General features: G+C 36.3%; 29 protein-coding genes and 2 pseudogenes. 21 read left to right on the forward strand and 10 right to left on the reverse strand.

Annotated elements, in window-relative coordinates; genetic code table 11:
* From ACFVSW_RS20230 to ACFVSW_RS20260, 7 genes are all read left to right on the forward strand, one after another.
* The gene (locus ACFVSW_RS20230; RefSeq protein WP_387318415.1) at positions 1 to 309 is read left to right on the forward strand and encodes a hypothetical protein; all 309 of its coding nucleotides are present in this window, start codon (positions 1 to 3) and stop codon (positions 307 to 309) included.
* 23 nt (positions 310 to 332) lie between these two features.
* Positions 333 to 467: a hypothetical protein gene (locus ACFVSW_RS20235; RefSeq protein ID WP_387318416.1), complete on the forward strand. Its 135-nt coding sequence runs from the start codon at positions 333 to 335 to the stop codon at positions 465 to 467.
* Complete coding sequence (locus ACFVSW_RS20240; protein WP_387318417.1) at positions 467 to 643, forward strand: hypothetical protein; 177 nt, start codon at positions 467 to 469, stop codon at positions 641 to 643. The genes ACFVSW_RS20235 and ACFVSW_RS20240 overlap by 1 nt, the downstream gene beginning before the upstream one ends.
* Before the next feature lie 30 nt (positions 644 to 673).
* On the forward strand, positions 674 to 1,036 hold the full coding sequence (locus tag ACFVSW_RS20245; RefSeq protein ID WP_387318418.1) for a spike base protein, RCAP_Rcc01079 family: 363 nt from the start codon (positions 674 to 676) through the stop codon (positions 1,034 to 1,036).
* On the forward strand, positions 1,036 to 1,596 hold the full coding sequence (locus tag ACFVSW_RS20250; protein WP_387318419.1) for a hypothetical protein: 561 nt from the start codon (positions 1,036 to 1,038) through the stop codon (positions 1,594 to 1,596). The genes ACFVSW_RS20245 and ACFVSW_RS20250 overlap by 1 nt, the downstream gene beginning before the upstream one ends.
* 1 nt (position 1,597) lies before the next feature.
* Positions 1,598 to 1,741 (forward strand): hypothetical protein, encoded by a 144-nt coding sequence (locus ACFVSW_RS20255; RefSeq protein WP_387318420.1) that lies wholly within the window; start codon positions 1,598 to 1,600, stop codon positions 1,739 to 1,741.
* Positions 1,742 to 1,868: 127 nt separating this feature from the next.
* Positions 1,869 to 2,132, forward strand: a complete 264-nt coding sequence (locus ACFVSW_RS20260) for a hypothetical protein (protein WP_387318421.1) — start codon at positions 1,869 to 1,871, stop codon at positions 2,130 to 2,132.
* 153 nt (positions 2,133 to 2,285) lie between these two features.
* Here ACFVSW_RS20260 and ACFVSW_RS20265 read toward each other — a convergent pair whose 3' ends face one another.
* Positions 2,286 to 2,414, reverse strand: a complete 129-nt coding sequence (locus ACFVSW_RS20265) for a hypothetical protein (protein ID WP_387318422.1) — start codon at positions 2,412 to 2,414, stop codon at positions 2,286 to 2,288.
* 196 nt (positions 2,415 to 2,610) lie between these two features.
* Between ACFVSW_RS20265 and ACFVSW_RS20270 the strand changes: the two genes are divergently transcribed.
* The 6 genes from ACFVSW_RS20270 to ACFVSW_RS20295 all read left to right on the forward strand — a co-directional run bounded on the left by ACFVSW_RS20270 (position 2,611) and on the right by ACFVSW_RS20295 (position 6,521).
* Positions 2,611 to 3,168 carry a hypothetical protein gene (locus ACFVSW_RS20270; protein WP_387318423.1) on the forward strand — a complete coding sequence of 186 codons (558 nt, stop codon included), beginning with the start codon at positions 2,611 to 2,613 and terminating at the stop codon, positions 3,166 to 3,168.
* A 639-nt stretch (positions 3,169 to 3,807) separates the two neighbouring features.
* Positions 3,808 to 4,500 (forward strand): dCTP deaminase, encoded by a 693-nt coding sequence (gene dcd / locus ACFVSW_RS20275; RefSeq protein WP_387318424.1) that lies wholly within the window; start codon positions 3,808 to 3,810, stop codon positions 4,498 to 4,500.
* Complete coding sequence (locus tag ACFVSW_RS20280; protein WP_387318425.1) at positions 4,497 to 4,853, forward strand: hypothetical protein; 357 nt, start codon at positions 4,497 to 4,499, stop codon at positions 4,851 to 4,853. The genes dcd and ACFVSW_RS20280 overlap by 4 nt, the downstream gene beginning before the upstream one ends.
* Positions 4,854 to 4,874: 21 nt before the next feature.
* A complete protein-coding gene (locus tag ACFVSW_RS20285) occupies positions 4,875 to 5,075 on the forward strand; it encodes a DUF1653 domain-containing protein (protein ID WP_387318426.1) in 201 nt (66 codons plus the stop codon).
* A 52-nt stretch (positions 5,076 to 5,127) separates the two neighbouring features.
* The gene (locus ACFVSW_RS20290; protein WP_387318427.1) at positions 5,128 to 5,613 is read left to right on the forward strand and encodes a phage holin family protein; all 486 of its coding nucleotides are present in this window, start codon (positions 5,128 to 5,130) and stop codon (positions 5,611 to 5,613) included.
* Positions 5,613 to 6,521 carry a peptidoglycan recognition protein family protein gene (locus ACFVSW_RS20295; protein WP_387318428.1) on the forward strand — a complete coding sequence of 303 codons (909 nt, stop codon included), beginning with the start codon at positions 5,613 to 5,615 and terminating at the stop codon, positions 6,519 to 6,521. Before ACFVSW_RS20290 ends, ACFVSW_RS20295 begins: the two co-directional genes overlap by 1 nt.
* 42 nt (positions 6,522 to 6,563) lie before the next feature.
* On the opposite strand, the gene ACFVSW_RS20300 is transcribed toward ACFVSW_RS20295, so the two are convergent.
* The 3 genes from ACFVSW_RS20300 to ACFVSW_RS20310 form a co-directional block, all read right to left on the reverse strand.
* The gene (locus ACFVSW_RS20300; RefSeq protein WP_387318429.1) at positions 6,564 to 7,322 is read right to left on the reverse strand and encodes a hypothetical protein; all 759 of its coding nucleotides are present in this window, start codon (positions 7,320 to 7,322) and stop codon (positions 6,564 to 6,566) included.
* A 314-nt stretch (positions 7,323 to 7,636) separates the two neighbouring features.
* Positions 7,637 to 8,863, reverse strand: a complete 1,227-nt coding sequence (locus tag ACFVSW_RS20305) for a hypothetical protein (protein ID WP_387318430.1) — start codon at positions 8,861 to 8,863, stop codon at positions 7,637 to 7,639.
* A gap of 270 nt (positions 8,864 to 9,133) precedes the next feature.
* Positions 9,134 to 9,412, reverse strand: coding sequence for a hypothetical protein (locus ACFVSW_RS20310; protein WP_387318431.1), 279 nt, complete (start codon positions 9,410 to 9,412; stop codon positions 9,134 to 9,136).
* Positions 9,413 to 9,563: 151 nt separating this feature from the next.
* Between ACFVSW_RS20310 and ACFVSW_RS20315 the strand changes: the two genes are divergently transcribed.
* The 3 genes from ACFVSW_RS20315 to ACFVSW_RS20325 all read left to right on the forward strand — a co-directional run bounded on the left by ACFVSW_RS20315 (position 9,564) and on the right by ACFVSW_RS20325 (position 10,356).
* On the forward strand, positions 9,564 to 9,785 hold the full coding sequence (locus tag ACFVSW_RS20315) for a WYL domain-containing protein (protein ID WP_387318432.1): 222 nt from the start codon (positions 9,564 to 9,566) through the stop codon (positions 9,783 to 9,785).
* A 3-nt stretch (positions 9,786 to 9,788) separates the two neighbouring features.
* Positions 9,789 to 10,055 carry a LexA family protein gene (locus tag ACFVSW_RS20320; protein WP_387318433.1) on the forward strand — a complete coding sequence of 89 codons (267 nt, stop codon included), beginning with the start codon at positions 9,789 to 9,791 and terminating at the stop codon, positions 10,053 to 10,055.
* A 67-nt stretch (positions 10,056 to 10,122) separates the two neighbouring features.
* Complete coding sequence (locus ACFVSW_RS20325; protein ID WP_387318434.1) at positions 10,123 to 10,356, forward strand: LexA family protein; 234 nt, start codon at positions 10,123 to 10,125, stop codon at positions 10,354 to 10,356.
* Between the two features lie 17 nt (positions 10,357 to 10,373).
* Here the strand turns inward: ACFVSW_RS20325 and ACFVSW_RS20330 are convergent, their stop codons facing one another.
* Positions 10,374 to 10,592 (reverse strand): helix-turn-helix transcriptional regulator, encoded by a 219-nt coding sequence (locus ACFVSW_RS20330; protein ID WP_387318435.1) that lies wholly within the window; start codon positions 10,590 to 10,592, stop codon positions 10,374 to 10,376.
* Between the two features lie 291 nt (positions 10,593 to 10,883).
* Here ACFVSW_RS20330 and ACFVSW_RS20335 point away from each other — a divergent pair, with 291 nt between their 5' ends.
* Genes ACFVSW_RS20335 through ACFVSW_RS20350 form a run of 4 tightly spaced genes read left to right on the forward strand, consistent with a single transcriptional unit; the run spans position 10,884 to position 13,430 of the window.
* Positions 10,884 to 12,188: an FtsK/SpoIIIE domain-containing protein gene (locus ACFVSW_RS20335; protein WP_387318436.1), complete on the forward strand. Its 1,305-nt coding sequence runs from the start codon at positions 10,884 to 10,886 to the stop codon at positions 12,186 to 12,188.
* Entirely contained in the window at positions 12,130 to 12,711 is a 582-nt protein-coding gene (locus tag ACFVSW_RS20340; protein WP_387318437.1) for a replication-relaxation family protein, read from the forward strand. Before ACFVSW_RS20335 ends, ACFVSW_RS20340 begins: the two co-directional genes overlap by 59 nt.
* An 11-nt stretch (positions 12,712 to 12,722) precedes the next feature.
* Positions 12,723 to 12,941 (forward strand): hypothetical protein, encoded by a 219-nt coding sequence (locus ACFVSW_RS20345; RefSeq protein ID WP_387318438.1) that lies wholly within the window; start codon positions 12,723 to 12,725, stop codon positions 12,939 to 12,941.
* Between the two features lie 12 nt (positions 12,942 to 12,953).
* The gene (locus tag ACFVSW_RS20350; protein WP_387318439.1) at positions 12,954 to 13,430 is read left to right on the forward strand and encodes a hypothetical protein; all 477 of its coding nucleotides are present in this window, start codon (positions 12,954 to 12,956) and stop codon (positions 13,428 to 13,430) included.
* 269 nt (positions 13,431 to 13,699) lie between these two features.
* Here ACFVSW_RS20350 and ACFVSW_RS20355 read toward each other — a convergent pair.
* The 3 genes and pseudogenes from ACFVSW_RS20355 to ACFVSW_RS20365 form a co-directional block, all read right to left on the reverse strand.
* A pseudogene (locus ACFVSW_RS20355) lies at positions 13,700 to 13,963 on the reverse strand (tyrosine-type recombinase/integrase); the annotation flags it as partial.
* A 242-nt stretch (positions 13,964 to 14,205) separates the two neighbouring features.
* Positions 14,206 to 14,502: pseudogene (locus ACFVSW_RS20360) on the reverse strand (HsdM family class I SAM-dependent methyltransferase); the annotation flags it as partial.
* Between the two features lie 287 nt (positions 14,503 to 14,789).
* A complete protein-coding gene (locus ACFVSW_RS20365; protein ID WP_387318440.1) occupies positions 14,790 to 15,260 on the reverse strand; it encodes a hypothetical protein in 471 nt (156 codons plus the stop codon).
* Positions 15,261 to 15,468: 208 nt separating this feature from the next.
* Between ACFVSW_RS20365 and ACFVSW_RS20370 the strand changes: the two genes are divergently transcribed.
* Positions 15,469 to 15,609, forward strand: a complete 141-nt coding sequence (locus tag ACFVSW_RS20370) for an Ltp family lipoprotein (protein WP_387318441.1) — start codon at positions 15,469 to 15,471, stop codon at positions 15,607 to 15,609.
* A 265-nt stretch (positions 15,610 to 15,874) separates the two neighbouring features.
* Here ACFVSW_RS20370 and ACFVSW_RS20375 read toward each other — a convergent pair whose 3' ends face one another.
* Positions 15,875 to 16,972 carry an MBL fold metallo-hydrolase gene (locus ACFVSW_RS20375; protein ID WP_387318442.1) on the reverse strand — a complete coding sequence of 366 codons (1,098 nt, stop codon included), beginning with the start codon at positions 16,970 to 16,972 and terminating at the stop codon, positions 15,875 to 15,877.
* A 483-nt stretch (positions 16,973 to 17,455) separates the two neighbouring features.
* Positions 17,456 to 18,016 (reverse strand): TetR/AcrR family transcriptional regulator, encoded by a 561-nt coding sequence (locus ACFVSW_RS20380; protein ID WP_387318443.1) that lies wholly within the window; start codon positions 18,014 to 18,016, stop codon positions 17,456 to 17,458.
* Between the last annotated feature and the right edge of the window lie 492 nt (positions 18,017 to 18,508).

Raw genomic sequence — 18,508 nt, forward strand, 5'->3', positions numbered from 1 at the left:
ATGGAAATGTTGATTATCCAAATTGATGACGACGGATTCCCTGTAGATACGCTCTTACTGGACGTAGAGTTTGATAAGGAGGGCAAGCCTATCTTAGAACCTGGGCTTGTACCCTCCCATAAACCAGAGGAGATATTCCACAAGCCAAGATACGATAAAACACTCTGTATATGGGTTGAAGGGGCTAGCAAGGAAGAGATTGATGCAATACGGGAACACAATAAACCACAACCTAGCGAAATAGACAGACTGAAGGCAAGACTGGAGACAGCGGAAATGGCTTTAATCAGTCTTATGGACTTTCTATAAAAGGAGAATGGGAGATGAGTAATATGTATCAATTTGTACTAAACATGTGGGTATTCAATAAACTAACCGAGAAGCAGGTTAATAGTTATGCAGAAAAAGGATTTATTACTACAAAAGAGGCAGAGCAAGTATTAGCTACTCCAAAGGAGGATAAATAATGTCAGCAAATGTTGAATTAGTCGTGCAAGATTTATCTAATCAGATTGCCAATTTAAGCCGTGAAAAGGCTATTTTTTATGCCTTGGCGACTCAAAAAGAGCAGGAGAATCAGCAGCTAAGGCAAGAATTAGAGCAGTACAAAAATAATGAAGCAGCTGCCAAGGAACCTAAGTAGGTTCTATTTTTATTTAAGGAGGTTTTTAGATTGCCAGATATTAATAGATACCAACCATCTAGCGGTCGAAAGGTAAAAGAAAATGGTGATCTGGTCAACACAGCCGATATGATTGAGGCAATATATAAAGCTTTTGTCGTAAACAAGGACGCCGGTATGCAGCTTAATGGGAGTAAAGCGGTAAAAGCAGTTGCTATTGTCCCAAGTGATACAGTAGATATTCCTGTCACGGCAGGACTTTATGTCGGTACCGGCGGTGATATTAAAATGACTATGAGTGACGGTTCTGTAGTAACCAGAAAAAATGTTGCTGGTGGCGTAACACATCCATGGTCGATTAAACGTATTTGGGCAGGTGGTACAACGGCAAGTGATATGGTAGGAGATTACTGATGAATATTGGGATTGCATTAGGGATTCCCTTCATTTCAAAAGTCAAAAAGATATTAGCGAGAGACACCTTTAACAGGGCAGATTCTCCAGTTTTAGGAAAAGCTGATACTGGTCAAACGTGGGAGCAATTGTATGGAGTTTATGAAGTTAAAACCAAGCAAGTGTATGCTCCCGGAAGTAGTGCTTCAATAGCTGGTTTGAATGTAGGAAAACCTAACTATCGAATTATTTCAGACATATACTCAACATCTAATACTACGTTGGGACTTGCTTTTCGTATCGTTGACAAAGATACATTTTACGCTTGTAGGGTGTACCAAATGAACCTAGAAATATATAAATTTAACGGTGCAACTACGTTGTTAGGAAATTTTAATGGTGTTGGATACGGTCTAAAAACATTAAAAATTGAAGTCGTTGGCTCAACGTTTAAATGCTACATCAATAATCAATTAGTGCTAACGGTGAACGATTCCGATTTAGCAAACGCAAATAAAGTCGGTTTCAGAGGTGCTGGTGTTGAGAGCTACGCAAAAAATATAATCGTGGAGGAGATTTAATATGGGTGTAATTGTTACGGTTCCAAAAGAGGTTGTAGACCATCCAGAATTCGGGAAATTAACAAGACCGCATACACACGCAAAATCATGGCAAGTAATTGAAGAAAGAGAATATGAATTTGTAATTGAAATACTAGAAGAATAGTGCGGCTTACGGCGTTCGTTATGTAAACAGGATACATGTAACAATTGCTACTTCAACTAAAGGTGCATTTGAAGAAGGAATTGTTAAATTACTTATAGAATATAAGTTATCGTAAAGGAGTGGTTTTATGAATAACCTGTTTACAGTAAAAGTATGGGACAAAGACCTAATATGTGAAATGTGTTCAAATGATAAATGGGATAAAAATATATTGAAAATTGAAGTTGAAAGACCTGAAAATGGGGGGGAGTATAGGGAAGAGGAGAGATACAAATTTGAATGTCCTAATTGTGGTAACTGTAAACTTTTTGGTATAGTTTCCACATTTAATGAATCTAAAAAGGGAGAAGAAATTAATTTAAAAACTACACCAGTTTCACATGAATTTTAAGAACAAATTTTAATTTGCTAATTTTATCAAGTAACGATTGCTTTAAATTAAGAACTGACTGCCAATTATGGCAGCTTTTTTATTATCTAACTAACGACGTTCTAGGATGTCGAAACCAGATGTTTAATAATTAATATTGATTGGGGGTTAATATTAATTTTCTTCTGATAAGCATTGATCTTTAAAGTTTTCTAGTTCGTCACTTGAAGAACTAAAAGTTATATCGGCAGACAATTCACCGAATACGGTGTCTAAAGAAATGTGTATGTTTTCTAATTCCATAATTTTTCACCTCCTTTAGGACAAGTATTTCCAAAAGGAAAATACAATAAACATTCAATTAATCAGACTAACCTCGTTCTTAAGCTACACCTTAGTGCGTGTAAAAGAGTCTCAATTTTAGGAATAATGCGGGTTCATCTTAAAAGGTATTCTCCTCTCTTTGACGAATTATTATTGAGGAGAGGAGAAGATGTAAATGGACACAGTAAAACAATTGAGATTAACTTATATTCACCATGGACTTAAAGAGTCTAATAATAGATTGAAAGAAGCCTTAAACGCTTCTGAACCTAACAGTCTACCTATAACCACCTCTTTGAGTGAGGTGGTATTCTGGCTGAGTGTCGCTGATGAGTGGCACTTTAAAAATAGGAATACTAATGACTCATACACAAAATTAAGGGAAAAGGAAATAGGGGGACAATGTCTATTAGGTTTAAGACATGCCTTTAACTCGTTAAAACATGAAATGTCTTTCATAAAACTAATTCGGCCAGCAGAAGCTAGACCTTTGTTTGAAGGTAGCAGTTTTTTCATTGAAGACTACTCTAAAGAAATCATTTGGTTAAAAGCTAGAGGATTAATTGATAAAAGAAAAAAGAAGGATAAAACAAACCTAAGAAATTATAGAAAATATTTAGAAGGAAAAAACGTTCGAAAAACTATAGAAGAAGCAACAAGATTTATGCATGAACGTTTCATGGAAACTAAGATCGAACATTACCAAAATAATATATTTACAGTTCCTCACTAATGGCGTTCGAAACGGGTGATGTATGCGAAATTGGGGAAACCAGGGCTCACTATTTATACAACATTTGTTACACCTTTTACTGTAATGCCATAACAACTATGTTAATATTTAGAATAAACAACGTAACTTTTAACATTGGGGTGATTAAGCTGGTTCGTATTTCATCGCTGAGCAAAGTTGAAAAGATTATTTATGCTTTTACAATTTTGTCCTTGTTTTTTTTTGCTGGAGTTAGGTGGGCTGGAAAATCGGATTCATTGTTAGGTACAATCAGTTTATCTTTTTTGTCACTAAGCGGTATCGTTTTACTTTTAACATCCATCCACAAGAACAAAACAAAAAAATGAATGAATAAGGGAATGAACGTGGTTGATGGGAGATTTATTTGTTTCTGAAGTCTCCCATTTTATTAGTTGCTCTAGAAATAAAAACAAAAGAAACAGAGATTAGTGTAAGATTAGGCTGCCATATTAGGTGGCTTTTTCTTATGCAACTAATGGCGTTCTTAAGCTGCATATGAAAAGGGGGCATAATAGGTCTGAGTTTTCCGAAAAGTAAAAATTGCGAAAATTTTATAGAAAATCTTGTAATCAAATCTAAAATGCTTCATAATTATTCCATAAGAGGGAGGTGGACATTATGATGTTAAGTGACAGAGAGTTAATTCATTTAGCAGTGAATCATAAGTTAGTGGATCCTTTCATAGAAAAAAATTGTCAGGGAGCAACCATTAATATTACTCTTGATTCTCAGGTTAAAGTATATAACTCAGAAAAGCCTATCATCTTAGGAGCCAAAATACCCCCTGAAGATTATGACACAGTAGATATTTCGGAAGAAGAATTTTTCTTAATGCCGAACCAATCTGCGCTTATACAATCTATTGAGGTTTTTAATATACCTGATGATATGAGTGCTTTTATCTATGAAAGATATGGGGTAAAGCTTACAGGTTTAATGATAAGCCCTGCTAGCTATATGAACCCTGGATATGAAGGAAGATTAAGCTTTTTAGCAATTAATCATATGAATGTTCCTATAAGATTGGTTCCTGGAATAGAATTTAGTCAAGTTGCTTTGTTTAAACTTTCTTCAAAAGCAATAAAGCCGTATCCAAAACAAAGAAATGCTTCTTATCTTGGATCTAGAGACGTAAATACCTCAATGTTACATCTTGATACTGAAATTCAGGGATTTTTGTCATCCAGAGGGATTGATGATGTTTCCAATGAGACCGCAAAAGATTTAGGCGATTATTTAATGGGACATATCAAAGATGCTGCAAAGGATATCGCTGATATGCTTCGTAAGGAGTATAAAACAAATCAATGAGTACCGATATCAGAGAAATAGTTAAAAGACATGTTGAAGAAGAGTCGCTAAAAGGTTTTTTAGCAGAAAACTATGATTTAACAGATGCTACTGAAAAACAAAAAATACTAGATTTTGCGAAGGAAATGACCGACCGGAAGGTAAAGAATATTCTAGATACCTTTCTTGAAGATATAATGCGTGGTTCACCTGAAAGAAAAAGAAAAAGAATCTTTAAGTTATTCTCTGCCATTATTACTTTACTCTCCAGTGGTGGATTGGCACATGCAATTAATTTAGAGAATGTAGGGTATGCTACAATATGTGGGTCGATGCTGCTTATCGTCCAAATATTTGCTATATTCAACGAGTAATACCGGAGAGTAGGGGTTAAGATGGGTAAAAAATTTAGGCATTACAAAGGAACAATATATGTGGTACTTACTTCTGCTATTCACTCAGAAACGGCAGAAGAACTCATTATATATCAGAATGATAAAGGCGAGACATTTGCTCGGCCACGTGAAATGTTCTTTGAAGATGTTATATTGAAAGACGGTACAAGAGTAAAAAGATTTGAAGAAATAATCGAGTAATAAGAAGAGTCCATCACGGGCTCTTTTTATTTTGTAAACAGGAGAGTGAGTTATGTTCGGTAAATTAACAGATGTTTTTCAAAAAATGCTCATTAATAAAAGTCTTGTGTTGGGAGCCCTCACCGGTACGGTAGGGGCTTTTTTTGATGCTGTATTCGAGGCAAAAGGTTTTGAAAAAATGCACGCTTATATAGTAGCACTTTTAGCAATCATGGTCGCTCTCGATTACGTCGTTGGGGTCCGCGTTGCTAAGAAAAACGACAAATATAAGAGTAGTGTGGGCAACGACGCTGTAATCAGGGACGGTCTTATTTTTGCCATTGTGACTATGGCATGGATATTTGATCAGCTACTAGGCACAGGGGCTTTAATCTTTGCTGTCCTTGCATTCGCTTTTATCTATCACAACGCACAATCATTTGGAGCAAATCTTTATGTTTTAGGCTGGGATAAGTATTTTCCGATGTGGCTTTTCCGGATCCTTGAGTCCGAGATAAAAGCAAAAATTAAAAAATATACAGATAGAGGTGATAAGTAATGGAAATCATTCAAAAGCTCATTCCTGCCACTAATACAAAGACACGTCCCGGTAAAGCAATGGTCCCAAAATATATTACCATCCATGAGACTGATAATGATAACAAGGGCGCTGATGCCCTCGCACATGCTAAGTTACAAGAGCGAGGTAACGACCGCACAGCATCCTGGCATTTAACTGTTGATGATAAAGGGTGTTATCAGTCTGTGCCGTTCAATGAGGTTGCCTATGCAGCTGGTGACGGTGCAAATGGACCAGGTAATACCACATCCATTCATATTGAAATGTGCGTGAACTGCGATGGCAATTATCAAAAAACCGCGGAAAATACAGCTGGTGTTGTTAAGCAGTTAATGAGTCAGTTTAATATCCCATTAGAAAATGTCGTGCAACACAACAAATGGAGCGGCAAAAACTGTCCAAGCATTATGAGATCAGGTAAGGCGGGTATCACTTGGCCACAATTCCAGGGGATGTGTAAGGGCAACCAAACTGGCTGGGTAAAAGAAGCTAGCCAATGGTGCTATTACGCAGGCGGTGTCAAAAAGTCAGGATGGTTGCTGGATAACGGCAAATGGTTCTATCTCAATGCCTCAGGTGTCATGCAAACAGGCTGGGTGAAGGTAAATACTAAATGGTACTACCTCGATGGCAGCGGTGCTATGAAAACAGGATGGATAAAAATTGAGGGTAAGTGGTATTATTGCGACACATCAGGTGCTATGAAAACTGGGTGGCTGCTCGATGCCGGCAAGTGGTACTATCTTAAAGTTGATGGGTCCATGGCAACCGGCACCATTGAGGATAAAGGTAAGCTTTACCATCTAAATTCCGACGGATCCATGCTGGCTGATACCAGGATTAATGTCACTTTAAATGTGGATAAAAGTGGAGCATTAAAGCCGTAATTAAAAAGCCCATGTCTCTTAAGTGAGCGACATGGGCTTTTTCTAAATATCTAATTTTCCATAAACACTTTCGATTTTTGACTTTCCATCTTCTAAAGTATTTGAGTCAATAATACCGTTTTTATGCAGTTCAACGAGTGAATGGAATAATTGATGATGATAAGGCGACTTTTCGTCTGTGTCTGTATAATCATCTTTAAGTTCATCCACAATTTGATAATATTTCTGTTTAATTAGAGTATAAAAATTATTCTCTTTTAAACTAGCAAGCTCTATAATTGTAAATCCAATAATAATTTTTTCATAATGATGCCACAATGCTAGTTTTCTCCGTTTACCTTCCGAGTTCATCCACATTGAATTTCCCTTGCTGAAAGATTTGTACGATGAGAATATTCCTAGTCTGGAACCTTTATCCCTTAATAATTCATACAAGTCAGCTACTTCTCTTGAACCAATTGATTTGTTGTGATTTTTTGACTCGCCAATCATTCTTAGTCCCACATAATGGTTTATAAAGGCTGGGGTTACTCCGTCAATAAATTCCACAATATGATCAATTTGGTTATCAGTACTTCTAACATTTTCATAAACTCGAATATGCTTAAAACGATTGTAAATATAGGTCATTAGCTTCTCGAGTGTGTCACCCTTTTCTTTCTTACTTCCTGATTCAAAAGCTGTATTAACAGCTAAAATCATTTTATCGAATTTGGAGAAGTCTCTTTTTGGAATGGGTCTCCAGATTTTATTATCTGGTGAGTTATCAATATAAAGATTGTATCCAATCCCATTATCCATACAAATCACCAATATAATCAGAGGAATTCATTTTATAAAAGACTCTTATATCATTTTTTGATAACGCAGAAGTACAATGCTGACATTCTTCATTTTTTCTTAAAAAATCGATCATGTCATCTTCATCTTCAAATTCATACCCGTGGACTAAGTCTGGGTCCAAGTTATTGCATTTAACAACAAAGTTAACTTTTATCATTGATCTCTCTACCATAGAATTTAAAATGGTAACAATTTGGCGAATCGGTATTTTTGTATTTCTTGATAAATAATATGGAGAGACACTTTCGTTTTCCCGGAGAATTGTTAGAAGGTCACTCAGATTCTGTAATTGTATCGGAGAAATCTTCAAATTCTCCGTTTGGTTTATATTTAATAAGGTTAGATAAAACATCGTCAACTATCTCCTTTGGGGTCCCAGAGTTATTGACCCTCTTTAAAGAAATAAAATTATAAGCTTTGGAAATCTTATATGGATAATCTTTCCCATTTTCAGAATAAGTAATACCCAATGATGATACCATCGTGTTCTCCATCATCATTTTAACAATTATTCTCGAATCGGCATAGTTGAGAGGCTTACCATTAGAATTCGCCATAAAAGATACAATTCCTTTTCCAGCTTCATGAAAGAAAATAGAAAAAGGCTTTTCTTTTTGGACTTGCTTGTAAATTTCAATTAACTCTGATTCGTAGCTGTTGATTAAAGACCTTTCAAACCTTTTGATAAAACTATCTTTATTAAAACCGTTCTCTTTTGAAATTAATATTTTTACAAGCTCCGGCATCTGTGTTTTCTTAAAGTCTGATAATTTTTTCACTATTAGAGGGTTGTTGTGATCAAAATACTCATCAACAATTTCCGCCATTGCATTAAGAATCCAATCAGGATTGTTGTAATTAAAAGCTAATATTTTTTTCTTGAAAAAGTCCATAAATGTTAATGCGATACTATCCCAACCAGTTTTATCCTTGCTAATATTATTAACAGAATGGATATTGTGGGTAGGGTGCAAGGAGAGCCTAAAGTGATTTAATTTATAATCTACCACCAAATAACCTAGATAAACATCTTGTTCTAAGTAAGGATTGTTATCCTCATCCTTTAAAGAAAGGTATGCTGGGGCAGCAAGAGTTATGATGATTTGCTCTTTGATTTCATCCTCAAAAGTATGGATTATTTTAAGGCCTTTAACCTGATCAATACTGGTTTCCAAAATATCACCGGTCAACTTTTTTATTTTTCTGCTTAATGCGTCAATGGGATTTTTTTGGAGAACATTATCTAACTCAGGTTCAAAAATATAAACGGTGTTGTTACCGTTCATGTGTAAATGATTAAGCCAGGAAATAAAGTAATCAAAGTTAATTTCATGCATCATTAATGCGTGAATAACTTTGTCTCTCTTTTCTTTTAAAGAGCCTCCAAGCTTTACATTGAACTTTTCTTTTAAAATATTGAAGTGATTACCTCCAACTTTGTCTAGAAAGAAAAATAGATTCTTGAGCTGTTGTTCGCTTAAATCCATATAGCCGGTCATTCAAAATCCCCCCAGTATGCTTTCTAATATAAAATAAAGCTAAAAGGGCTCAGTCTAGACATTTCTATGTATTCTATGATAGATTAATAGTGAATTTTATTTAAAAAGGCGACTGAGCCTAACACGTTCTTATGTGGGACGTGTATTTTTTTGTATTTTTCTGATAGATTTTGTCAAAGTTTATCATACCACCATATTTGTCAATTTCCAATACTTTTACAAAGCACTAGTGAATAAGTACAAAAACCCCTCAATCACGAGGGGCAATACTTATTTCTTTTCTCTATATAGAGCAAATCCTTCTCCCTCGTGAACCAGTTCCTGCTCCTTTTCTTCTCTGTTTAACGCTAGTTTTAGTCTAACAGTCGCCATTTCCTTCGCTTGTTCAGGTGTGCTGCCGTAGCAATTCGTTACAGTCCATTGTCCGTCAGATGCAGCAGCCATATATGTATCTCCATAATCAAAAACTACATATTTAATTTTTCCTCTACGATAATAATAAAGCCAGTACCAAAATTCGCGTATCCACCACGGTAATAAAAGCCACATTTTTATCATCTCCTTTATTTCCTAAATTCGACAATTAATATTAAAAGCCTATTCGACTTTATGACTTATTTGTTACAAATACCCATCTATTTACAGGAACATTTGTTTGGTTTATAATAGGAACAAGGGTTCGATAAAGGGGGTCTTGTCGATGAATGTTTTGCTAAATAGAGCACTGGAAACCGGAGAAGTGCTTGAAATGATTTACATGTCCGAAAAGGGGGAGTTATCTCAGCGAAGGATAAAGGTTCTTGATATATCTGATGGATCCATTCGTGCTTTATGCATGTTAAGACACAAGCGACGGACTTTTAAGTTTTCAAACATTTTATCGATTGGACCTGTCCGCAAAAATTATTATAAGGGGGCATAGCTAATGTATTATGGAGAACTAGGAATTTCTGTGAAAGAAAGAACCAAGCAACGGGAAGAAGAAATTTTGAGCATCATAAAACAATATTGGAAAAAGTATAATTATTCTCCAACGGTTAGAGAAATAGCGAAGAAGGCGAGTATCACTTCAACCAGCACCGTGCTTAAATATTTAAATAAGCTGCAGGAAAAAGGCGTGATTGAGTGGCAGAATAAGAAACCACGAGAAATTAAAATAATTGAAGAACAAAGGAATGTTTCTGCAAGTTGACAATGCTTTAACATTTCCAAGCGCTTGGAATTTTAGTTAACATTCCAATATGGAAGAGGTATCAATTATGTGTAAAATAACCAAAAAACAATTGGATATACTCGCTGTCATTAAGTCATTTATTGCTCAACATGGTTACCCGCCTTCTTATCGTGAGATAGCTAGTTTGGTAAATCTGGTTTCGGCCTCCACAATTAAGGGGCACCTGGAATCATTACGGAAAAAAGGATTAGTTGATTGGGAAATCGGACGGCCAAGAACACTACACCTAATCGATCAAAAGGAAAGCTCCGCTACTTAATGCGGAGCCTTTATTATTTACATCCATAAATCATCTGGAGCATTATGACCAAGTTGCTTCAATGCTTTTTTTATCTTGTTAATTGTTTCATACTTTGGCAGATATTCATTGTCATTACAAATCCTCGATATTGTCATATCCCCAACCCCAGCCTTCTTAGCAAGTTCGCCTTGTGTAATGTCTATTTTGTCTAACCATTTACCAAACTTACTACGTTTTTTACCTAATCCAAACATCATACTCACCTCATCATTTTTTATCCACATTTTGTCCACATTTACCAAAAGTTAAACGCGTGAAAAAAATGGTAATAGTGGACAAACCGTCTAGAATAATCATTTATCAATACCCGAAAGTGTTCGCGATACTATTCGTTCACCCTATGCGTTTGAAAATTCGCCAGGTGAATCAGAAAACGAATAATCGAATTTGCAAAATACCCCACAATGACAAGGGAATTCATGCTAAGTGTTCGATGCGTTTTCCCTGCAACTATTTATCAAATAAATAAAAAGGAGGAGTGGCGTGTGTTGTTTGAAATATCAACATCATTAGTAATGGGTGGGCTTGTTGGATATTCTTATTTGAAAAAGTCGGGTCTCTCGGATGCGGATAAAATTCAAAGGATCTGCCTAAATTGCGGATTGACCGTGAAAGAGGAAGATGATCTTAAAACAATTCAGTTATTTAGGAAGCAAAGACATGAGTGGGGAACGGAGTATGTGTACAGAATTCCATTGGGACTTTCATTTAATGATTTCGAAAAAAAGATTAATCATTTAAGGGACGGTCTCAATAATAAAAGGTCAGCTTTTGAAATCAAGGACTTGAAACAAATAAATTTCCATGAAAATGTGATTAGACAAATCAAAGCCATTATTAGGAATCGGAAGCATCTTCAAAAGGACATTGAACTTTCGTATGACGGCATGCTTCACATAAGAGTGTTAAGTAATCCATTACCAGTTAATCTTCCTTTTCAGAATGAAATGTTGGGAAAATGTATCGATTGGGAAGTACCACTTGGCCAAACGAGATATGGATTTATCCATCACGACATGGAACGTGGCCATATAACTTTAGCCGGTGCAACTAGGAAAGGTAAGACAGTATTTCTAAAACTTTTGATTACTACCCTTACACATCAGAACCCTGAAAATACAAAACTTACACTCATCGATCTAAAAGGCGGTTTGGCATTTTCGCGGTTTAAGGATGCAAAACAAGTTGAGACAGTTGCTACCGACTTGGATAGTGCCCTAGTAGCGTTGACTCAAGTGAAAAAAGAAATGGATGAAATGAAAGGATGGTTTGATAAAAATGGATGCGAAGACATTAAAGAAGCTGGGATTGATACTCGACATTTCATTGTTGTTGATGAAGCAGCGCAAATCAGCCCAAATATCATCACGGGGAAAGAAGAAAAAGAAAAAGCCCGTAAGTGCGAAGAAGCGCTCTCGGAAATAGCGCGAATTGGAGCTGGATTAGGGTATAGATTAATTTATTGCAGCCAATACCCTACGGCTGATGTGATGAACAAGCAAATAAAGCAAAATTGCGATACTGTTATTACTTATAAATTACGTGATGCCATAGCGTCCCGGGTCGTTTTGGACGAATCTGGGGCAGAATCATTACCTGTTCCGGGGCGCGCTATTTACAAAACACCAGATGGCGTGCAAATTGTCCAGACTCCGTTTATCGATAATGAGACGATTGAAAAGATTATTAAGCCTAACATAATAATAAAGGCAAATAAGGAGGAAACATCCTTTGAGAAGCGAGAAGGAGAAAAGGGAGGAAGCCATTCTTTTAAGCTTGAGGAAATGTGATTATCTTTCTAGGGAGCAACTTCAAAAAATTCATAACTTAGGTCAAACAAGAAACGCTCAACGGATTCTCAGTAATATGAATCAATATTTATCTTTCTTAATAGAAGCAAAGAAAAAGGTTTATTACCTAAATTCGGCCGGCCGGGAACTAATCCAGGCAAAAAAGGTTCGTAAAAAAACAGCAATGATAAATCACTATCTAATGCGAAACGATCTTTTCATATTACTAGGCCGTCCATCTACTTGGAAAAATGAAGTGAAAATAACTATACCTCAATCTAACGTAAATATTATTTCTGACGCAGCCTTTATCTCCAATAAAATCCACCACTTTATTGAAATTGATCATAAACAATCTATGGTCAAAAATGTCGCAAAAATTAAAAGGTATTTGCAGTTATCCACATATAATCCACATTTTACATTAGTGTGGGTTACTACCACCCCATATAGAAAAAAGAGAATTGAATCGATGTGTCATGGCTTAAGGGTAAAGGTTTATTTGTGGGATGAAATCCAATAGGAGGGAATAGCATGAACCTCGATAAATTTAAAATTGATAAGTGTGTAGAACTAATCAACTTCAACAGTGCTGACAATATCCTTGTATCCATTGGAAAGGTTATTCCGCATGGTCTGGACCATATGAGTAGACTATTTGGCTTTACTTCTTGCAATCACACGTCAGATATTTTTCACCATATTGTTAAACACCTTGAACCAATGGTTTATTTTATCATCTCATTATTTTAAGGAGTGGGGAAAATGGCAAAAACAAAAGTAATCAACTTCCATGAATTTATATCTGGTGAATTTAAGGTGAAGGAAAAAGAAAGGCGTAAAAAAAGAACTAAAAAAGCAACCCAATTAGTAGCAGCTGCCATTCTTCCTATCGCTACCTGCGGCGCTGTTGGTACATTAGGATTCACGATGAAGGCATTTGCGGCCACTAATGCGGTTCCAGTGATGGCGCCTGTTGTGGTGGAAGCTGGAGCAAAAGCTTGGATGGGAGAGCAAACACTTTCTACCTTGGCACATGTGCTTGATCCAGTCGTTGATATTCTTGTTACTTTAAGTTTCCCTATTGCAAGTGTGGTGGTTGTTGGGGCTTGCTTCTTGTTTATGTTCGGTAATGCAGAGCGTGCGTGGACGATGATCCAAAACGCCGGATTGGGATATATTCTTATTCAAGTTTCACCATTAATTATGGACGTATTAAAACAGGTTGGAAGTGCTGTTTAAGGAGAGTTTTTTTGATAGGCAAAAATCACAAAAAATCACACAAAAATCACGAAAGTTCCGAAAAGGTCCGAAAGCAAACGGGATTTACATTAAAATACGAATCACAAATGGTTAATAAATTCACGTTTTGAATCAGTGCGAAAAATGGCGAAATTACCTCAAAAGATGGGCGGCATGATGTAATCATCCCCCGAACCCCTTGATATATAAGGGTTTTATGTAAGAGGGGAGCGGAATGGTAACATCTTGCTAACATTTCGCTCCTAAAATTAGAGGTTTCTCATGAGTTGTGCAAACTTGTGGGAAGCCTCTTTTTTCATTTCTTTTGTTACGTGCAGATAGACGTTTTTTGTTGTCTAGTCATCACAGTGGCCTAAGCGGTCCATAATCTCTTCCAATCCCACCTTTGCTTCTGCTAACAACGATGTATGTGTGTGGCGCAAAGAGTGAGGCGTTAGCTCTGCACTTAAGCCGGCCAGCTTCAGCAGCCGCGCCATTCTGTTTTCCACAGTCTTGATGAAAATAGGGTAGCCAGATTAATCCTGATTTTGCGGAAGATCGTGATGCATATACCGCAGAAGGAGTTTTTTGGGTACCTGAAACTGCTTGTTGGGGATATATTGCTGAAAGAGCAAAGCAACCTGAAATTGGTCAAATTGTTGATAGTGCATTAGATGCTAGTTTCAATTGGTTACGCCAATGGTGCTTGTCATGATATATGCGGGCGAAACTGCATATGCTTTAATAGGCAAATGACAAGATGGAGAAATTCAGGTATATCAAAAGTATTCCCTGAATGTTGTTCGACGAACTTTAAGGATTGGACAAACATCCCGCCGCTTCCACAGCAAGGATTGTATACATAACCTTTATATGGCTGAATCATTTCAGCCGTGAGAGTTACGACGCTTTTTGGTGTATAAAAATCACCGCCACCTTTTCCTTCGTTTTCCGCAAACTTCCCAAGAAAGTATTCATATACTCGTCCTAATATATCTTTTTCTTTAGCTATACTGCCACCAACATCGATATTTGAAAAAATGTCGATAATCTCTCCTAAAATACGCTTGTCATGTATGATTCTCTTTTTCGTCCACCGAACCGTTACTTTATCATCCGTTTAAGGGTTTAATGACAACGCCAAAAGATAAGCTTTAGTCTTTCAACGATGGGCTCATTATCATTTATGGGTTCCCTGGCTCGGATGAAAATATAAAAAACCTGTATTTAATAAAATTCTATACAGGTTGTTCAAATTTCCTATTTGATTGTCAATAGCCCCAAAGAATTCCACACAGGCTGTTTGTTAACAGCCCCTATATAACTCCCCGTTTATAATGAGCCTCGATTTTGATGGTATCAACTAAGTTTCTCAATCGATAATGATGCTGCATTAACTGGAATAGTTACCCCTGCATCTATTACAAACGGTAATAGGATATCAGTAGTTTGCCCTATATTTTTAAGATGTATCTTGGTGTTACGGTGAATATGGATTATAGCCTGTCCAGTAAGCATAAGAATAGCATTATCCACTTGCCTTGTGATGCCATAGTCAGTGAGACTAACAGGAGAATGATTCAAGAATATACCATATACCGATGTTGACTTAGGGCCGCCAATGAGCAAAATATATTCTATCTTATAGTCCCCTGATTCTAAAACAGTTAATGTACCGCTGGATTGGGAGAACTTTATATTTTCCAAAGCCCCATGTTGATTAAATCTTACATTTTCCATTGGATTGACCGGAATAGTCCCTGAATCTGAACCTGTGAGTGTCACATAGCCATAGGCTGGTGAGGATTTCTTCCTATTTTTATCTGACATAATTATCACCACCTTTTAGACTTTTCATATATCATATTAGGAAAAGAATGAAATGCTTGTACAACAAGCATCCTAATGGCCTCTTTTATTCAAAATGTGTGGTGTAAAACCTTATTGTATCAATGTTTATAAGCCTTTACACCTTAAATAGTGCCTGATAAAGTGACTAATATTAATTAATATGATTTTTTGAGAGGTCTTCACTAAGTTGCCGAACTTATTAGAGGCCTCTTTCTTTATATTTTTTGTCATGTCACCTGAACCGATAAGAGACCAATTAACCTCTGAGTACGGTGAAAAATTTACAAAAGAAGAAGCCGATTACGCTATTGCGCATTTAGATAAATAAAAACGCAAAACACGCCCTCACCTTTTCTTTGGTTGAGGGCTTTAAAATTAGTATTTATGCCATGATCAATAGTTTTTGATAAATGGAGAGATTTAGACATAGAACATCAAGTACCAACAAATGAATATTAATGGGAAACTGATGAAAGAGATAAATCATTAGAAATGTATATTTCCATTTATTTGCCAAATTCATTGTTTATTAAAGCAGGCGCTGCAGTTTGTGCGTACCGTGAAGTCGTAAGCCATGCCCTGTGTTTCTCAATTTACATTTTCCACCATGATGAGACAGGAACAGATAGCTCTCCAGTTAATCGAACAGTTTCACCAATTTTGGGGGCAATAAGATTCAGCTCTGCTTTTTTTGCCTCTACTAATGCGCGTTCTATAGGTTCTGTCCAACCGTGATAAGCAAGCGTAAAAGCACCCCAATGAATTAACATCATATTCTTCCCATTTACATCTAAATCAGCCTGTACAGCTTGTTCGGGTGTCATATGAACCCAAGACCACCGTCGGTCGTATTGACCGCCTTCAATTAAAGAGATATCAAAAGGTCCGTATTTTTTCCCGATTTCCTTGAAATGTGTATCATAACCACCATCCCCACTGGTATAGAAACGGGTGCCTCTACCAAGAATGACCCAACCACCCCATAATGTCGTATCTCGATTAAAGAGTCCTCTTCCAGAGAAGTGTTTGGAAGGAGTGAATGCAACCGTTAAACCTTGGAACTCCGTTTCATCCCACCAATTAAATTCTGTTATCTTTTCTTTTGCAACTCCCCATCGGATCAAGTGAGCACTTACACCGTAAGGAACGAAGAAATGACTGACCTTATCCTTCAGCTTTCGAATGGATGGATAATCTAGGTGATCGTAATGATCATGGGTAATAAAGACGGCATCAATAGGCGGCATTCTATCAATAATATGCAGCATATCTTCACTGTAGCGTTTGCTTCCAGCAAAAGAAACGGGTGATGCTACTGGACCTAACATGGGGTCTACAAGTAGCTTTTTGTTATCGATACTGAGTAAAAAAGCTGAATGCCCAAACCAAGTTAAATTATCTTCTTCACTTTTAATTTTGTTCCAATCAATCTCTGAAACAGAAACTTGTCCGGCAGGATTGCGATCTTTACTACCTGAAATAGACTCCTTCATCAGAGAGAAGTAATCCGATAAACTCATATTCAATTTTGTTGGAACCTGATTGACAAATTTGCCTTTGACATAATTATCAAGCTTCTTATACACTTCATTTTGTGATTTACTAGGGTTCCCGCCGAATGCTGGATATAAGTTAATAAACAATGAAATGAGAACACATAATATAACGAAAAAGATGAATACATAAATCATTATTTTTTCAAAATTCCTTTCCTAACGGATATATAAATTTGCTGTTCTTAGAAAAAAATACATTGGTGCAATATGACACATATGTGTATAAATTAAAATAAAAACAGGATATTTTCAATAATCAAAAGTCTAAGATTTGTGCCTTAATGCACAAATTGATTAAACTTGTGCAATTATTTTTCTTGCAGCAACTATTTATGTTAGAACATCATTCTCTCCAATAGTCGGCATTGGATGTCTGCTAGTTTTTAGTGGCGACTTTCCACGATTTTCCGTAATTATCGTTTTCCTAAGGTTTCCCCCTCATTCTCATTCCTCTTATCATTTATTAGTTCTTCAATATTGTTAATCAGTATTTTTAGATTCATAAGCTTGCTTGATGGATCAAGATAATATAAATTCATTGTTGCTTCCTTACGTACATAAACTATCTCTGCATCTTTTAATATTTTCAAATGAAGCTATTTGTAAGAATATCGTCGTTTAAAGATTCCTGTCCAACAAAATCCCTACTTGTTCCGCTATCACTTGGGGTGGTTCTGGTATTTCATTCGTGAAATACGTTTCCATCATTCCAACAATAGCTGTTCCAAAAAATTTAAGAATCACATCTTTACTTAATCCTTTATTTTTTCCTTGAGTTATATCAACCTCTTCCTTTAACCCTTCGATAACAAACTCAAGGAAGCGACTGTGAAAAGAAGGCGCACCACTGCTTGCTAACATAGTAGAAAAGAATGAATAATTACTTTGCAGGTATTCGAATACAGTGAGATTCGCATCTTTAAAAGTCAAATTAGATGCAGATTCGCAGAGTCTTTTCAGTTCGTTGATATGTTCTTCGGTGATTTTATCCAGAAGATCATATTTATCCATGTAGTGGTCATAGAAAGTCCTTCGTCCAACATTTGCCTTATCGGAAATTTCCTGTATCGTAATTTTATCAAAATTTTTTTTTGACATTAGTTCAATAAATGCGTTTTTTATTGCTTCTTGAGATTTAAGTATTCTTCTATCCACCGTTGACTTTATGGTAATCACCATACTTTCTTAAAAAATTTTGTCCAATTTTAATCCGCTTGTACGATAAGGTACAAATCGTATTCATTTGATTATTGAAGAGATCCTGTTTTCATTTCACATTATACACAACCGTGCGATATCGCATCAATGTAAGTATATGAAGATGTTGCTCTTAAATAAAATTGAAGAATGAATCTAGGAGGAAATAAATATGACTGACATTAAGAAAGTTTAGTTTATACAGGCGCGGGACGTGGAATGGGTTTGGAGTTCGCAAAAACTGCCCTTGCCGAATGTAACCAAGTTGTCGCCATTGGTCGTAATACCGATAAGGTAGCCGAGGCTCTCGGTGATACTGATAATCTACTAGTAAACAGGTAGCTGTCAAGTGCAATGAAATAGTAGGAATAGATGGAATAGAAAAACAAACGGTTAAAGATTTAGGAGAGCCAGATTGGAGTAAGTTCACAGGAAAGCCAACTAACAATAACAGTGGTGGTATGATTCCAGAAG

This window comes from Neobacillus sp. NPDC058068 (assembly GCF_042885335.1).
Taxonomy (GTDB): Bacteria; Bacillota; Bacilli; order Bacillales; family Cytobacillaceae; genus Neobacillus.

What these genes read in the sequence shown, in the direction of transcription:
- ACFVSW_RS20230 (WP_387318415.1), top strand. Translation starts at nt 1, where the DNA reads ATGGAAATGTTGATTATCCAAATTGATGACGACGGATTCCCTGTAGAT.
- ACFVSW_RS20235 (WP_387318416.1), top strand. Translation starts at nt 333, where the DNA reads ATGTATCAATTTGTACTAAACATGTGGGTATTCAATAAACTAACCGAG.
- ACFVSW_RS20240 (WP_387318417.1), top strand. Translation starts at nt 467, where the DNA reads ATGTCAGCAAATGTTGAATTAGTCGTGCAAGATTTATCTAATCAGATT.
- ACFVSW_RS20250 (WP_387318419.1), top strand. Translation starts at nt 1,036, where the DNA reads ATGAATATTGGGATTGCATTAGGGATTCCCTTCATTTCAAAAGTCAAA.
- ACFVSW_RS20255 (WP_387318420.1), top strand. Translation starts at nt 1,598, where the DNA reads ATGGGTGTAATTGTTACGGTTCCAAAAGAGGTTGTAGACCATCCAGAA.
- ACFVSW_RS20260 (WP_387318421.1), top strand. Translation starts at nt 1,869, where the DNA reads ATGAATAACCTGTTTACAGTAAAAGTATGGGACAAAGACCTAATATGT.
- ACFVSW_RS20265 (WP_387318422.1), bottom strand. Translation starts at nt 2,414, where the DNA reads ATGGAATTAGAAAACATACACATTTCTTTAGACACCGTATTCGGTGAA.
- ACFVSW_RS20270 (WP_387318423.1), top strand. Translation starts at nt 2,611, where the DNA reads ATGGACACAGTAAAACAATTGAGATTAACTTATATTCACCATGGACTT.
- dcd (WP_387318424.1), top strand. Translation starts at nt 3,808, where the DNA reads ATGATGTTAAGTGACAGAGAGTTAATTCATTTAGCAGTGAATCATAAG.
- ACFVSW_RS20280 (WP_387318425.1), top strand. Translation starts at nt 4,497, where the DNA reads ATGAGTACCGATATCAGAGAAATAGTTAAAAGACATGTTGAAGAAGAG.
- ACFVSW_RS20285 (WP_387318426.1), top strand. Translation starts at nt 4,875, where the DNA reads ATGGGTAAAAAATTTAGGCATTACAAAGGAACAATATATGTGGTACTT.
- ACFVSW_RS20290 (WP_387318427.1), top strand. Translation starts at nt 5,128, where the DNA reads ATGTTCGGTAAATTAACAGATGTTTTTCAAAAAATGCTCATTAATAAA.
- ACFVSW_RS20295 (WP_387318428.1), top strand. Translation starts at nt 5,613, where the DNA reads ATGGAAATCATTCAAAAGCTCATTCCTGCCACTAATACAAAGACACGT.
- ACFVSW_RS20300 (WP_387318429.1), bottom strand. Translation starts at nt 7,322, where the DNA reads ATGGATAATGGGATTGGATACAATCTTTATATTGATAACTCACCAGAT.
- ACFVSW_RS20305 (WP_387318430.1), bottom strand. Translation starts at nt 8,863, where the DNA reads ATGACCGGCTATATGGATTTAAGCGAACAACAGCTCAAGAATCTATTT.
- ACFVSW_RS20310 (WP_387318431.1), bottom strand. Translation starts at nt 9,412, where the DNA reads ATGTGGCTTTTATTACCGTGGTGGATACGCGAATTTTGGTACTGGCTT.
- ACFVSW_RS20315 (WP_387318432.1), top strand. Translation starts at nt 9,564, where the DNA reads ATGAATGTTTTGCTAAATAGAGCACTGGAAACCGGAGAAGTGCTTGAA.
- ACFVSW_RS20320 (WP_387318433.1), top strand. Translation starts at nt 9,789, where the DNA reads ATGTATTATGGAGAACTAGGAATTTCTGTGAAAGAAAGAACCAAGCAA.
- ACFVSW_RS20325 (WP_387318434.1), top strand. Translation starts at nt 10,123, where the DNA reads ATGTGTAAAATAACCAAAAAACAATTGGATATACTCGCTGTCATTAAG.
- ACFVSW_RS20330 (WP_387318435.1), bottom strand. Translation starts at nt 10,592, where the DNA reads ATGTTTGGATTAGGTAAAAAACGTAGTAAGTTTGGTAAATGGTTAGAC.
- ACFVSW_RS20345 (WP_387318438.1), top strand. Translation starts at nt 12,723, where the DNA reads ATGAACCTCGATAAATTTAAAATTGATAAGTGTGTAGAACTAATCAAC.
- ACFVSW_RS20350 (WP_387318439.1), top strand. Translation starts at nt 12,954, where the DNA reads ATGGCAAAAACAAAAGTAATCAACTTCCATGAATTTATATCTGGTGAA.
- ACFVSW_RS20365 (WP_387318440.1), bottom strand. Translation starts at nt 15,260, where the DNA reads ATGTCAGATAAAAATAGGAAGAAATCCTCACCAGCCTATGGCTATGTG.
- ACFVSW_RS20375 (WP_387318442.1), bottom strand. Translation starts at nt 16,972, where the DNA reads ATGATTTATGTATTCATCTTTTTCGTTATATTATGTGTTCTCATTTCA.
- ACFVSW_RS20380 (WP_387318443.1), bottom strand. Translation starts at nt 18,016, where the DNA reads ATGGTGATTACCATAAAGTCAACGGTGGATAGAAGAATACTTAAATCT.